This window comes from Sulfitobacter sp. HI0040, assembly GCF_001634885.1.
Taxonomy (GTDB): Bacteria; Pseudomonadota; Alphaproteobacteria; order Rhodobacterales; family Rhodobacteraceae; genus Sulfitobacter.
On sequence record NZ_LWEX01000146.1, the window covers coordinates 1 to 14,147 of the forward strand.

General features: G+C 60.9%; 13 protein-coding genes and 1 tRNA gene. 12 read left to right on the forward strand and 2 right to left on the reverse strand.

The window, feature by feature from the left end; genetic code table 11:
• The first annotated feature begins 16 nt into the window (after window positions 1–16).
• The gene (locus tag A3728_RS10090) at window positions 17–817 is read left to right on the forward strand and encodes an SDR family NAD(P)-dependent oxidoreductase (RefSeq protein ID WP_067923121.1); all 801 of its coding nucleotides are present in this window, start codon (window positions 17–19) and stop codon (window positions 815–817) included.
• A 16-nt stretch (window positions 818–833) separates the two neighbouring features.
• Here A3728_RS10090 and A3728_RS10095 read toward each other — a convergent pair whose 3' ends face one another.
• A complete protein-coding gene (locus A3728_RS10095) occupies window positions 834–1,769 on the reverse strand; it encodes a fatty acid desaturase family protein (RefSeq protein WP_067922923.1) in 936 nt (311 codons plus the stop codon).
• Between the two features lie 133 nt (window positions 1,770–1,902).
• The gene (locus A3728_RS10100) at window positions 1,903–2,466 is read right to left on the reverse strand and encodes a fasciclin domain-containing protein (protein WP_067922926.1); all 564 of its coding nucleotides are present in this window, start codon (window positions 2,464–2,466) and stop codon (window positions 1,903–1,905) included.
• A 289-nt stretch (window positions 2,467–2,755) separates the two neighbouring features.
• Here A3728_RS10100 and A3728_RS10105 point away from each other — a divergent pair.
• The 11 genes from A3728_RS10105 to A3728_RS10155 all read left to right on the forward strand — a co-directional run bounded on the left by A3728_RS10105 (window position 2,756) and on the right by A3728_RS10155 (window position 14,065).
• Window positions 2,756–2,832 (forward strand) — tRNA-Met (locus tag A3728_RS10105).
• A gap of 290 nt (window positions 2,833–3,122) precedes the next feature.
• The gene (locus A3728_RS10110) at window positions 3,123–4,163 is read left to right on the forward strand and encodes a TRAP transporter substrate-binding protein (RefSeq protein ID WP_067922929.1); all 1,041 of its coding nucleotides are present in this window, start codon (window positions 3,123–3,125) and stop codon (window positions 4,161–4,163) included.
• Window positions 4,164–4,245: 82 nt separating this feature from the next.
• Window positions 4,246–4,827, forward strand: coding sequence for a TRAP transporter small permease (locus A3728_RS10115; protein ID WP_067922932.1), 582 nt, complete (start codon window positions 4,246–4,248; stop codon window positions 4,825–4,827).
• 1 nt (window position 4,828) lies between these two features.
• Window positions 4,829–6,148, forward strand: a complete 1,320-nt coding sequence (locus A3728_RS10120) for a TRAP transporter large permease (protein ID WP_067922938.1) — start codon at window positions 4,829–4,831, stop codon at window positions 6,146–6,148.
• A gap of 132 nt (window positions 6,149–6,280) precedes the next feature.
• The gene (locus A3728_RS10125; RefSeq protein WP_067922941.1) at window positions 6,281–7,828 is read left to right on the forward strand and encodes a benzoate-CoA ligase family protein; all 1,548 of its coding nucleotides are present in this window, start codon (window positions 6,281–6,283) and stop codon (window positions 7,826–7,828) included.
• Window positions 7,818–8,645 carry an alpha/beta fold hydrolase gene (locus A3728_RS10130; RefSeq protein ID WP_067922948.1) on the forward strand — a complete coding sequence of 276 codons (828 nt, stop codon included), beginning with the start codon at window positions 7,818–7,820 and terminating at the stop codon, window positions 8,643–8,645. The genes A3728_RS10125 and A3728_RS10130 overlap by 11 nt, the downstream gene beginning before the upstream one ends.
• Window positions 8,635–9,087: a DUF309 domain-containing protein gene (locus tag A3728_RS10135; protein ID WP_067922951.1), complete on the forward strand. Its 453-nt coding sequence runs from the start codon at window positions 8,635–8,637 to the stop codon at window positions 9,085–9,087. The genes A3728_RS10130 and A3728_RS10135 overlap by 11 nt, the downstream gene beginning before the upstream one ends.
• A 98-nt stretch (window positions 9,088–9,185) precedes the next feature.
• Window positions 9,186–10,844, forward strand: a complete 1,659-nt coding sequence (boxC, locus tag A3728_RS10140) for a 2,3-epoxybenzoyl-CoA dihydrolase (protein ID WP_067922957.1) — start codon at window positions 9,186–9,188, stop codon at window positions 10,842–10,844.
• Window positions 10,845–10,928: 84 nt separating this feature from the next.
• A complete protein-coding gene (gene boxB, locus A3728_RS10145; protein WP_067922959.1) occupies window positions 10,929–12,380 on the forward strand; it encodes a benzoyl-CoA 2,3-epoxidase subunit BoxB in 1,452 nt (483 codons plus the stop codon).
• Window positions 12,381–12,461: 81 nt separating this feature from the next.
• The gene (gene boxA, locus A3728_RS10150) at window positions 12,462–13,640 is read left to right on the forward strand and encodes a benzoyl-CoA 2,3-epoxidase subunit BoxA (protein WP_067922961.1); all 1,179 of its coding nucleotides are present in this window, start codon (window positions 12,462–12,464) and stop codon (window positions 13,638–13,640) included.
• Entirely contained in the window at window positions 13,640–14,065 is a 426-nt protein-coding gene (locus A3728_RS10155; RefSeq protein WP_067922964.1) for an acyl-CoA thioesterase, read from the forward strand. The genes boxA and A3728_RS10155 overlap by 1 nt, the downstream gene beginning before the upstream one ends.
• Window positions 14,066–14,147: the final 82 nt, after the last annotated feature.

Sequence of the window (14,147 nt, forward strand, 5' to 3'; positions counted from 1 at the left end):
GACTGAAGGGACCTTCATGTCATTTTCCATCTCAGGCAAAACCGCCATCGTGACCGGGGCCGCCAGCGGCATCGGCCTGTCCATCGCCCGGCATCTGGCCGATCAGGGCGCCAACGTCATGTGCGCCGATTCCGACGAAGCGAAGCTGATGGACGAGCTGGGCGAAAGCCCCGATGAAGGGGAGGTGCAGGTCTTTGCCGGTGACCTGCGCCAGCGGCTCACCATCGCGAACCTCGTTTCGGCCACGATCGATGCGTTTGATCAGGTGGATATTCTGGTGAACGCCGCGCGCCAGTTTCTTCCTACCGACCCGCTCGATGCGGATGACACTTCGGTGGAATCGCTGTGGGAGCAGAACGTCATGACGGCCATGCAGCTTTCGCAGCAGGTGGCGCGACGCATGATCAAACAGGCGGAGTCGCAGTCCGAGGGGCAGGTGGGGTCGATCATCAACCTCAGTTCCACGGCTGCATCGCGGACCCGGGCGGAACTGATGGGATATTCGATGTCGTCAGCGGCGGTACAGCAGATGACGCGGTCCTTCGCGCTGGTATTGGCGCCGCATCGCATCCGGGTGAACGCCATCGCTTTCGGCTCGGTCATGAGCGCCTCTTTGCGCGCTTTCGTGGCCGATAATCGTGAATGGCGGAACGATATCCGTTCCCATACACCCTTGGGGCGGATCGCCGCGCCCAACGAATTATGCGAAGCGGTGCAGTTTCTCGCGGCGGAAAGCGCCGGTTTCATGACCGGCGAAGTGATGACGATCGATGGCGGGCGTACATTGTTGGACGCCGTGGAAGCGCCGGCGCACTGACAGCGTTCCGGTCCCGTTACCAGCCGGCTTCGGCCAGCGCGTGCCGGTAGTTGGGGGATATGCGCATCCGATCGCGCAGACCGGCATCGCAGAGCGCGCGGTGCAGGGCGGGCAGGCGCCAGCAGGGCACATGCATGACCATGTGATGCTCCAGATGGTAGTTGACCCAATAGGGCGCCACCAACAGCCGTTCGATGGGCCCCGCGCGGGTGGTGCGCACGTTCTGCAGCGGGTCTTCTGACTGTTCGGTCGCCCCATGCTCCGCGATATTGCGAATGCGCAGGACAAGCTGGAACCAGGTCAGATAGGGCAGCAGCCAGAAGGCCAGCCCGTACCACCACTCTCCCAACAGGCTCATCAGCAGTGCAACACCGATGAAAACCGGGAAGGATTTCCAGAGATCCCGGGCCTTGAAGGCCTGCGCCGCATCCTGCGTGGCCGCATCCCGTGCTTCATCGTCGCCCGCCAGCCGGAATGACATCAGCACCTGCGCGGCAAGCTGGCGGAACCCGGTCTGCCCTGTGAGATCCCGGATGAATTTGCGGCGTAAACTGGCGTGAGATGTGGGGAATTTCGCCGACAAAACGAGGTCCGGGTCCTTTTCGGTCTGGGTATGGCGGTGATGCGTCAGGTGATAGTGCCTGTAGCTGCCCAGTTCAGCGAGGATCGGTCGCCCGCAGAGCCATTCCCCCACGAATTCATTGACCGCCCGCGTCTTGAACAATGCATTATGCGCCGCCTCATGCATCAGGATCGCAAGCCCCAGTTGCCGGGACCCGATGACGATGACTGCCAACACGAAGGTCAGCAGGTTGGGCCAGACATGGAAAATAGCCACCACCGCGGCGATCAAACCCCAGCAATGGAGGACGAGCAGCGCCCCCATCGTGTTGGATCGCCGCGCCAATGCCCGGATAGCTTCGGGCGCAAGATATGATTTTCCGGGTGTCATGGTCCTATTCTGTTCCTCCCCCGGGTCTTGGTCAAGCGCGAGTCGCTGCGGGAAGGGGCCTGGGCACGAAAATGCCCCCCGGACGGGTCCGGGGGGCATTGGAAACGCTATGTGCGTTGTCTGACAGGCGCGATCAGTCCTGATTTTCGGGAACGATCACACCGTCGATGACGTGGATAACACCGTTCGACTGAACAACGTCGGCAATCTCAACGAAGGCGCCGTTCTGGTTCTCGTCACCCAGCAGGATGCGGCCATCGTCAGCCATGGAGGCGTTCAGCGTGCAGCCACCCAGAGTTTCGATCGGGTGGATACCATCGTGATCGGCGATCATGGATTTGATGGCGTCGGACATCACGGCACCGTCAACGACGTGACAGGTCAGCAGTTCAGTCAGCTGAGCCTTGTTTTCGGGCTTCAGCAGCTCTTCGACCGTGCCTTCGGGTGTCAGGCGGTCAAAGGCGGCGTTGGTCGGGGCGAACACGGTGAAGGGGCCGGGGCCGGACAGTGTTTCGGCAAGACCTGCTGCCTGAACAGCGGCAACCAGCGTGGTGTGGTCTGCAGAGTTCACGGCGTTTTCAACAATGTTCATGTTCGCGAACATTTCGGCGCCGCCAACCATCGGGTTCTCGGCATGTGCAACACCTGCGGTCAGTGCGATTGCGGCTGCAGTCATCATTGATTTTGCAATAGTCATAACTTTTACTCCTCTGGTACTCGACGTTGTGTCGATCCTGACGAAGCAACGATGAGCCGGCGAAAAAAGTTTCATGCAGAGGTAGAGCGAAGGCGGGTCTTGGCGGAAACTGGCCGATCCGATGGGGCGTCGTCCGCTGGCATAAATCCTTGATTGGCAGGCGCTATCGCTTCGCTGTCTTGCAAACTGACTAACGAAAGGCTCCGCCCGAAAATGGCCAGCTTATAGGGCCGCAAAGGGGTTTTCTGCCTTGACGACCCTGCGGCCCTGTCATAGTGGACACGCCCATGGCGTGGTAGCTCAGTCGGTTAGAGCGAACGACTCATAATCGTTAGGTCGGTGGTTCAAGTCCACCTCACGCCACCATCCTCCCTCTCATGTGCATTTAAGTGCAGAGTCCTCCCCCTCCGCGCGCGGATCTGGTGACATTTTGCGCAACCTGCCTTAGCGTCATATCACGCCATGCTGCTTCTTCGGAAAAGAAGTAGAAGCGGGGGCATGCCCTCGGTCGCGATGTGGGCGGGGGGCGCGAAAACGACAAACCGGGGAAAACAAAAAACCAGCGCTGATTGACGCGAAGCGCCGGCTGATGAATGAATACGACTGAATTTGCGCATGCGGGATCAACCGCAGCGCCGAACAGGGAGAGAGACCGAATGACTATCACAAGAACCGGATTCCTTCGTCTGGCGGGGGCCGCGACCCTTGCGCTGGGCCTTGGTGCCGTGCCCGCGCTCGCGCAGGAAGTGACACTGCGCCTTCACCAGTTCCTGCCGCCGCAGGCCAATGTGCCGAAACTTGTACTGGATGTCTGGGCCGACAAGGTCGAAGCGGACAGCGACGGTCGCATCAAGGTGGAGCGCTATCCCTCCATGCAGCTTGGCGGTACGCCACCCGAACTGATGGATCAGGCGATTGACGGCGTGGCCGACATCGTCTGGACAGTGGTGGGCTATACGCCCGGTCGCTATCCCAGCACCGAGGTGTTCGAACTGCCCTTCATGATGACGAACGCCCGCGCCGCGAGTTCGGCCTATTGGCAGATGTTCGAAAAGCACATGAAAGATACCGAGTTCAAGGATGTGCATATCCTCGCGACTTGGGTGCACGGCCCCGGCCTGATCCACGCCAACAAGGAAGTCCGCACGCCCTCCGACATGCAGGGGCTGAAGATTCGCGGCGGGTCGCGGCTGGCGAACGCGCTGCTGGAAAAAACCGGCGCCACGCCTGTGGGCATGCCGGTTCCGGCCATTCCGGAAGGTCTCTCCAAAGGGGTGATCGACGGGGCCACCATCCCATGGGAAGTGACCGCCGCGCTCAAAGTGCCGGAACTGGTCAACAACCATACAGAGTTCACCGGCAATGCGCTTTACGTGCTGACGTTCGTACTGGCCATGAACAAGGACAAGTACGAGTCGCTGCCCGATGACCTGAAAAAAGTTATCGATGACAACTCGGGCCTCGAATTCTCGATCTTTGCGGGCGGTACGCAGGCTGATGCGGATGGCCCCGCGCGTGAGGCAGCCGTCGCTGCCGGCAACAACATCGTGACCCTCAACGAAGAAGAGACCCAAGTCTGGCGCGAGGCCGCGCAGCCCGTCTATGACGACTGGATCGCCGACATGGAATCCAAGGGTATCGACGGTCAGGCGCTGATCGACGAAGCGCGCGCGCTCATGGACGCCTATCAGGAATAGGCATAACCGCGATTGAACCGCTCCGCGGCGCTGCAGAGCGCCGCGGATATTTCTTTCGCCACGCGTAGAAGCGGATCGTCAGGTGCATCGTACCATCGGATTTCTTGCTCGTTTCACGGCCCTCGTCGGGGGGCTCGTTCTCGTGGCGATCATATTGCTGACCACGGCGTCCATCATTGGGCGAACCCTCAACAAGACGCTGCACGGGCCATTCTTCCAAGAGAAGATGCAGGGTTTTGCACAGTGGATGCTCGACCTCGGTATCGGCGAGATCAACGGCAACTACGAACTGCTCGAAGCCGGGGTGGCCTTTGCGATTTTCAGTTTCCTGCCGATCTGCCAGTACTACGGCGTGCATGCGACGGTGGATGTGTTCACCTCGTTCCTCGGGCGGCGCACGACGCGCTGGATCGCCGCCTTCTGGGAGGTGATCCTGACGGCGGTCATCCTGTTGATCGTATGGCGGCTCTACGGTGGGATGGAGCGATATATCCGCAATGGCGAGACGACGCTGTTTTTGCAGTTTCCGGTCTGGTGGGCCTATGCCTGTAGTTTCGCCGCCGGTGTCGTGGCCAGTATCGTGGCGATATATTGCGCCATCATGCGGACCGGCGAAGCCCTGATCGACCGCGATCTTCTGCCCCACGAATTCGGAGCGCATTGAAGTGACCAATCTGGAACTGGGCTTCTGGTCCTTCCCCGTCCTGTTGCTGATGATTTTTCTGCGCGCGCCGATCGGGTTGGCCATGTTGCTCTGCGGGTTCGGGGGCTGGTACCTTGCGATGGGGGGCAACCCGACACCGCTGCTCGCAAAACTGAAATCCGAGACCTACACGACGTTTTCCAGCTATTCCCTTTCCATCATTCCGATGTTCCTGCTGATGGGGCAGTTCGCGACGCTTTCGGGCATGTCGTCATCGCTGTTCAAGGCGGCGGAAAGTTTTCTGGGGCACAGGCGCGGGGGCGTCGCCATGGCGGCGGTGGGTGCCTGCGCAGGCTTCGGCGCGATCTGCGGTTCGTCACTGGCGACTGCGGCAACGATGTCCAAGGTCGCCTTGCCGGAGTTGCGGCGCTACGGATATTCAGGCGGGTTCTCGACCGCCACGCTTGCCGCCGGGGGAACGCTGGGGATCCTCATCCCGCCCTCCGTCATCCTCGTTATCTATGCGATCCTGACCGAGCAGAACATCGCCAAACTGTTCCTTGCCGCCTTTCTGCCCGGTGTGTTGGCGGCCATCGGCTATATCATCACCATTTCGATCTACGTGCGGCTCAACCCGGGAAGCGCCGGAACACGCCCTGCGCAACCGATGTCGGAAAGGTTCCGCGCGTTGGCGGAGACTTGGCCGGTACTGGTGATCTTCTTCGTGGTGGTTGGCGGCATTTACCTTGGCTGGTTCACCCCGACCGAAGGTTCTGCGATCGGTGCCGCGGGCACCGGGCTGGCGGCGCTGCTGTCGGGGAACCTCAACTGGGCCATGCTGCGCGACAGCCTGCTGGGGACGGCCAAAACAACCGCGATGATCTTTTTCATCGTCCTTGGCGCCGCTTTCTACAACGGCTTCCTCGCGCTTTCGGGCGTGCCCCAGTTCATGGCCGAATGGGTGACGACGCAGGGGTTCTCCCCCTGGCTGGTGCTGTCCATCATCCTTGTGTTCTACCTGATCTTCGGGTGCCTGATGGATAGCCTGTCGATGATCCTGCTGACCGTCCCGATCTTCTTTCCGGTAATCTCCGTCATGGATTTCGGGATGACGCCGGAGCATGTGGCGATCTGGTTCGGTATCCTCGTCCTCATCGTGGTTGAGGTCGGATTGATCACGCCGCCTGTGGGCATGAACCTTTTCATCATCAATTCTATGGACCGGGACACTCCGATGACGGAAACTTACCGGGCGGTCATGTATTTCGTGGGCTCCGACATCATCAGGGTCGTCATTCTCGTTCTCTTTCCAGCGATTACCCTGTTCTTGCTGCCTGCCTGACCTTTCGCCGCTGCGCTTCGCGCACGGTTCAACGCCCGGGGAATTGTTGCACAAAATTGCACAACCTTAGCCTGACGGTTGAGGGTTGGACAAATTGTCGCAATATTTCGCATCGGGAGAGGGAGTATTGTCATGTTGAGCAAGACCGCGAATGCCGCGAGCTATTTCGTGGATCGCCACCGGGAGGAGGGGCGGGGGGCCAAAACCGCTTACCGCGAAGTCGAATCCGGCAGGTCCATCACCTATGAAGACCTCACCCGGGGTGCCGAAACACTTGCCGGCGCGCTCAAACGGGCAGGGGTGCGGCCCGAAGAGCGGGTCGCGATGCTGGTGCTCGATCAGGTCGAGTTTCCGCAAATCTTCTGGGGCGCGTTGAAATGCGGTGTCATACCTGTCCCGCTGAACACATTGCTCGCACCGCAGGTCTATGACGCCATCCTGCAGGATTCCCGCGCCTCGGTGCTCTTCGTTTCGGCCCCCCTGTGGGATGCTGTGGGGCCGGTCGTTGGGGATAATCCCTACCTGCGCCATGTCGTGGTGATCGGGGATGCGCCCGAGGGCACAAAATCCTACGACGCATTCATAGAGGGTGCCGAACCGCAGGAAACCTGTGCCGTCAGCAGCGATGAGGTCGCCTTCTGGCTTTATTCTTCCGGCTCCACCGGCCAGCCCAAGGGCGTCGCACATGTGCACAGCGCCCTCAGGGCCACCGCGGATACCTATGGGGCAGAGGTTCTGCAGATTGCCGAGGATGACGTCGTGCTTTCGGCGGCGAAGTTCTTTTTTGCCTACGGGTTGGGGAACGCCATGACGTTTCCGCTTTCCGTGGGCGCGACCACGCTGCTGTTCGGGGGGCGACCGACGCCGCAGGGCATGATCGAGACGATCCGCGACCATCAGCCGACGGTCTTCTGCGGCGTGCCCACCCTCTTTGCGGCCATGGTGGCCCAGATGGGACGCGAAGGCGCGCCCGATGCGCCTTTGCGCATCTGTATCTCCGCCGGTGAAGCGCTGCCCGAAGACGTGGGGCGGCGCTGGCGCGAACATATGGGCGTCGATATTCTCGATGGCGTCGGTTCCACCGAAATGCTGCATATTTTCCTGAGCAACCGGCCCGGGGATGTCGTATACGGCACCTCCGGCGTGGCGGTGCCGGGGTACGCCCTGCGGGTGGTGGACGAGGACGGAAACGAGGTTCGCCCGGGCGGGGTGGGGGAGCTGCTCGTCAACGGAGCCTCGTCCGCGAATTGCTACTGGAACCAGCGGGACAAGAGTCGCAACACCTTCGAAGGTGTCTGGACGCGGACGGGCGACAAATACATCCTGCGCGATGACGGGCGGCTCGAATACTGCGGCCGGACGGACGACATGTTCAAGGTCTCCGGCATCTGGCTTTCCCCGTTCGAGGTCGAAGGCGCGCTCGCCAGTCATCCCCAGGTGCTGGAGGCCGCCGTGGTCGCCGCGCGGGACGAAGAAGGGCTCGAAAAGCCGAAAGCCTTCGTGGTGCTGGATTCCGGCACCCCCGATGACGATTTGCGGACGGCCCTGAAGGAGCACGTGAAATCGAAGATCGGCAAATGGAAATATCCGCGCTGGATCGAGTTCGTGGAAGAACTGCCCAAGACCGCGACCGGCAAGATACAACGTTTCAAGTTGAGGGATGAACCGAATGGCTGCTGAATGGGAGCACGGCGCAACCGCGCATATCGAGGTGGACGGCAAGCGGCTGGAATATGCCTGCTGGGGGCCGCCGCCCGCGCAGGCTCCGACAATCGTGATGCTGCACGAAGGGCTGGGCAGTGTCGGACTTTGGCGTGATTTTCCGGCGGAGCTGGCAGAACACACCGGGTTGGGCGTTATGGCCTATTCCCGTGCAGGCTATGGCGGGTCCGACCCTTTCGAACTGCCCCGCCCGCTCGATTACATGACGCGGGAGGCGACGCAGGTACTGGGGCCGGTGCTCGACAGGTTCGGTATCGAAGATGCGATCCTGCTCGGCCATTCAGACGGGGCCACGATCTGCGCGATCTATGCGGGATCGGTTTCGGATATGCGCGTGCGGGGCCTTGTGCTGATCGCGCCGCATTTTTTCACCGAGCCGGATGGACTGGCCGCTATCCGTGAGGCGGGCCGCCAGTATGAGGAAGGCGATCTGCGGACCCGGCTGGAGCGGCATCACGACAATGTGGATAACGCCTTTCGGGGCTGGCATGACGCATGGACCGACCCGAAGTTCGCCGCGTGGAATGTAGCGGACGTGATCGACCACTGGCGCATTCCGGTGCTGGCGATCCAAGGACTGGACGATCCCTACGGCACCAAACTGCAGATCGAGGAGATCGACTCGCGCATTTACTCGCCGCTCGAAACCCTGCTCTTGCCCGATTGCGGACATGCGCCGCAGAAGGAAAAGCCGGAGCAAACCCGCGAGGCGATTGCAGAGTTCACGGCCCGACTGATCCGGCTGGAACGTGAAGCCGTCCCGGTTGGCAGATAACCTTGGCGGCATCGCCCAGCCGCCTCACGCCTATGTGCCGGGGCGGACGGCGCGCCATGCGGAGGATGCTTTCGATGTGATTACCGCATCTGTCGTTCCCGGTATGAAGCCTGCGGAGCTTGTGCGCACCAAGGCGTGGAGGGCCGGGCTGCACTATCTGCAGGCTGGATACTATTGGGAATGTCACGAAGTGCTCGAACCCGTCTGGATGCAATTGGAAGAAGGCACGCCGGAACGTGATATGGTGCAGGCGCTGATTCAACTGGCCAATGCGCGGCTGAAGCTGCGGATGGGCCGCCCGAGAGCAACCTTGAGGCTCTGCGCTATGGTAGAGGCCCATCTGGCCCGCTGCGGTAGGGGCGGGGCCATCATGGGCCTTTCCCCCGCGGAGGTCGCGGACTGGATACAGCAGGTGCGGCGCGAGGCGCAGGGGGCATCATAGTGCACATGGTCTAGCATTTGTGTGCATGTCGCGGCGCGGTAAGTTAAAAAAGATGAAATATAGTACTGTTTCGTGAATTGAACCCGAGGAGTTAGCGCATGGGCAAGGTTATCGACTTTCAGACCGATCCTTCCAAGTACCGCCACTGGAAGGTGGAATACGACGGGCCCGTTGCGCGGCTTTCGATGGATGTTGACGAAAAGGGCGGCCTTTTCGAGGGGTATGAGCTGAAGCTGAACAGCTATGACCTAGGGGTGGACATCGAACTGGCCGACATCGTCCAGCGGATGCGATTCGAACATCCCGAGGTGAAAGTGGTCGTGATGCAGTCCGCCAAGGACAAGGTGTTCTGCGCCGGGGCGAATATCCGCATGCTGGGCGGCGCGGAACATGCGCATAAGGTCAATTTCTGCAAATTCACGAATGAAACGCGCAATACTTACGAAGCGGCGCTTGCCGACAGTGGCCAGAACTACATCTGCGCCATCCGGGGCGCCTGCGCGGGGGGCGGTTATGAATTGGCACTCGCGTGCAACCACCTGATGCTGACCGACGACAGCACGTCATCCGTGGCGCTGCCGGAGGTGCCGCTTCTCGCGGTTCTGCCGGGGACCGGCGGGCTGACCCGCGTGACCGACAAGCGCAAGGTGCGGCGCGATCTGGCGGATGTCTTCTGCGCCATCGAGGAAGGCGTGAAAGGCAAGCGCGCGGTCGAATGGCGGTTGGTGGACGAGGTGATCCCGAATTCGAAATTCGATGACGTGGTGGCCGAGCGGGCGGCGGAACTGGCAGAAAGCTCCGACAAACCCGACGTCGAGAAGGGGATCGAACTGAAGCCCCTTGATCGTACTTTTGCCGAGGATGGCGTGAACTATTCTTCCGTCGAGGTCGCCCTGCACCGGGAGGGGCGCCGCGCGACCATCACGATCAAGGGCCCCGAAGGCGACGCGCCCGCGGACATGGATGCCTTCGTCGCCGAAGGGGCGGACAACTGGATCCTGCGCTGCGCACGCGAGTTGGACGATGCCATCTTGCACCTGCGCAACAACGAAAAGGAGCTCGGCTTGATCGAGTTCCAGACGCAGGGCGATCCGGAAAGGGTCATCGCACACGAAGCGCTGCTGCTGAAAAACCGGGAGCACTGGCTCGCCAACGAGGTTCTGCAGTATTGGAAGCGTGTACTGAAACGGGTGGACATGACTTCCCGCAGCCTCGTGGCGATTGTTGAGCATGGGTCGTGCTTCGCCGGTCCGCTGGCCGAACTGCTTTGGGCCGCTGATCGCAGCTACATGATGCTGGAGGAGTTCGATGGCGACAATCGGCACCTCGCCACCGTGACGCTGAGCGATGGCAACTTCGGCAGCTACCCGATGGGCAACGATCTGACCCGGCTGGAAACCCGGTTCCTCGGTACGCCCGAACAGGTGGAAACGCTGAAAGACAGCATCGGCGATGCGCTGGAGGCCGATGAGGCCGAAAAGCTCGGCCTTGTCACCTATGCCTATGACGATATCGACTGGGAAGACGAGGTGCGCCTGTTCATGGAAGAGCGCGCGAGCTTCAGCCCCGACGCAATGACCGGCATGGAAGCGAATTTGCGCTTCGCCGGTCCTGAGACGATGGAAACACGCATATTCGGGCGGCTCACCGCTTGGCAGAACTGGATTTTCCAGCGGCCCAATGCCGTGGGCGAAGAAGGTGCATTGCAGCGCTATGGCACCGGCGTGCGGGGCAAATACGACATGGAACGCGTCTGACGCATCGCCGCGGCCCCTGTCCGGGCCGTGGTCTGAAACATCGAAAGGCCGGGCAGCGATCCCGCCTAACTGGAGGAACTTCGAATGCTTGATCTGATCAACGTCAGCTATGATACGCAGATCCCGAACAACGTGGGGCTGTCCGAAGACAAGAAGGTGCTGAAGGCGCTGGAAAAATGGCATCCCGGTTACATCAACTGGTGGAACGACCTGATCCCGCAGAACTTTCAGGAATCCATGGTTTACCTGCGCACCGCCGTCAGCGTGGACCCCAAAGGCTGGGCCAAGTTCGATTACGTGAAGATGCCGGAATATCGCTGGGGTGTCCTGCTCGCTCCGCAGGTCGAAGACCGAAAGATTCCCATGGGCGAACATTACGGCGAACCCGCGTGGCAGGAGGTGCCGGGCGAATACCGCAACATGCTCAAGCGGCTCATCGTCATCCAGGGCGATACGGAGCCCGGCTCCGTCGAACAGCAGCGCTTCCTCGGTCTGACGGCGCCGTCGCTCTATGACATGCGCAACCTGTTTCAGGTCAACGTGGAAGAAGGCCGCCACCTCTGGGCAATGGTCTATCTGCTGCAAAAGTATTTCGGACGCGATGGCCGCGAAGAGGCGGACGACCTGCTGGTCCGCTCCTCCGGGTCGGACGAAGCACCGCGGATGTTGGGTGCCTTCAACGAGGAAACGCCGGATTGGCTGTCGTTCTTCATGTTCACCTATTTCACCGACCGCGACGGCAAGATGCAGCTTGAAAGCCTTGCGCAGTCGGGCTTCGACCCGCTGTCGCGCACCTGCCGCTTCATGCTGACCGAAGAGGCGCATCATATGTTCGTGGGCGAAACGGGCGTGGGCCGCACCATCCAGGCGACGCTGGAGGCGATGGCGAAGCACAACATCACCGACCCCTACGACATCAACAAGATCCGCGACCTCGGGGTGATCGACCTGCCCACCATCCAGAAAAAACTGAACCTGCACTACACGCTGTCGCTCGACCTGTTCGGGCAGGAGGTTTCCACCAACGCGGCCAATGCCTTCAACTCCGGCATCAAGGGCCGCTATATGGAGCAGCGGATCGACGATGATCACAAGCTGACGGATGACACCTATCCCGTGACCTCCATCGTCGACGGCAAGATCGTGACGGAAGACGTACCCGCATTGACAGCCATCAATATGCGGTTGCGGGACGATTACGTGCGCGATGCCGCGGGCGGTGTGGGCCGCTGGAACAAGCAGATCCAGAAGGCGGGCGTGGAGTTCGAACTGAAGCTGCCGCATGAAGGGTTCCACCGACAGATCGGTGTGTTCAGCACGGTCGCAGTCGATCCGGGTGGCAACATCATCAGCGCCGACGAATGGCACAAGCGCCGGGACGAATGGCTGCCCACGAAAGCAGATGGCGATTATATCAGCTCGTTGATGAAACCCTGCTACGAGCCGGGCAAATACGCCAGCTGGATTGCTCCGCCCAAGGTGGGCATCGACAACAAGCCCGGCGATTTCGAATATGTGAAGCTGCACATGGCCTGAGGGCCACGCGGCTGCGTAAGATAAAGGACCGGAGGCGGGCCGGGCACGGCCCGCCCTATCCATGTTTCAGGGGAGGGCGCCATGAACAAGCCGATCAAACAGCATCTCATCGATCCGGAGATCTGCATCCGGTGCTACACGTGTGAAATGACCTGCCCGATCAACGCGATCGAGCATGACGACAACAACGTGGTCGTGAACCCGGACATCTGCAATTTCTGCATGGACTGCATTCCTGTCTGCCCGACAGGCTCTATCGACGAATGGCGCGTCGTCGAAACGCCCTACACGCTCGAACAGCAGTACGAGATGGATGAACTGCCCGAGCAGGAGGATATCGAAGGCCCCGCCGTCCCGGAGGAGGAGGAATCCACCGATCCCGTCGCCGCCCTTCTGGCCGAGGCGCACAAGGGGGCGGGCGGGAAGGCCCGCGCGCCGGTCACCGCGGCTAAGCCGACTGTGAACATGTATAACCTCGGAAGGCCTGCGCGTATGAAGGTGCAGGGGAACTACCGCCTTACGGATGATCCCGAACATGATGTGCGCCACATCATCCTTGATCCGGGCGCACAGCCTTTCCCCGTGCTCGAAGGGCAATCGGTTGGGATCATTCCGCCCGGAACGGACGCGGAGGGCAAGCCGCATCTGCCCCGGCTCTATTCGGTGTCCAGCCCGCGCGACGGGGAGCGGTCGGGCTATCACAACATCTCGCTCACCGTGAAGCGGGAGGTGGAGGGGCTTGCTTCCAACTACCTTTGCGATCTCGAACAGGGGGCGGAGGTTGACGTCACCGGGCCCTTCGGTGCGACCTTCCTTATGCCGGGCGATCATTCGGCGCATCTGCTGCTGATTTGCACGGGCACCGGTTCCGCCCCGATGCGGGCCTTTACCATGCAGCGTCAGCGCAGCGGTGCCACCGGGGGCATGACCATGTTCTTCGGCGCTCGCGCCCCCGAAAGCCTGCCCTATTTCGGCCCGCTCAAAAAGGTGCCTGAAAGCCTGCTGAAACAGCATCTTGTCTTCAGCCGGCTTGAGGACTGCGAAAAGGAATATGTGCAGGATCGCATCGTTGCGGAGCAGGAAGTGGTCGCGGAGCTTCTGGCCAATGACAAGACCCATATCTACATTTGCGGGCTGCGCGGTATGGAGGAAGGCGTCGAACAGGCGATGACTTCCATCGCCGAGGGCATGGGGCAGCAGTGGTCGGACCTGCGCGACACCATGCGCGAAGACGGACGTTATCACGTGGAAACCTATTGATGGCGGCGCAACCTTTCGTCCATCCGGTCAATGTCACCTGGGGGGACTGCGATCCCGCGCGCATCGCCTATACCGCGCGCCTGCCATGGTTCGCGCTGGATGCGATCAATGCATGGTGGGAAGCGCATTTCGACGGCGAAGGCTGGTACCAGCTTGAACTCGATCGCAATATCGGCACGCCCTTCGTGAACCTGTCGATGGACTTCCGCAGCCCCGTTACCCCCCGGCACAAGCTGCTGTGCGAAACCTACCCGACACGGTTGGGCGAAAAGTCCATCACCTTCGGAATGAAGGCACGGCAAGACGGGATCCTGTGTTTCGAAGGCAGCTTTACCTGCGTGTTTACCATCGCCGATCAATTCAAGAGCCAGCCCGCCCCGCAGCGTCTGCGGGACGTGATCGAACCTCTGGTTCGGACGGGTTAATGCCGGGTACCCGCCCTTCATGCATTATTTCGCGCAATCGGCCTTGATGTTTTGATTCCTGCATTATTTTTCGCGAAATGAA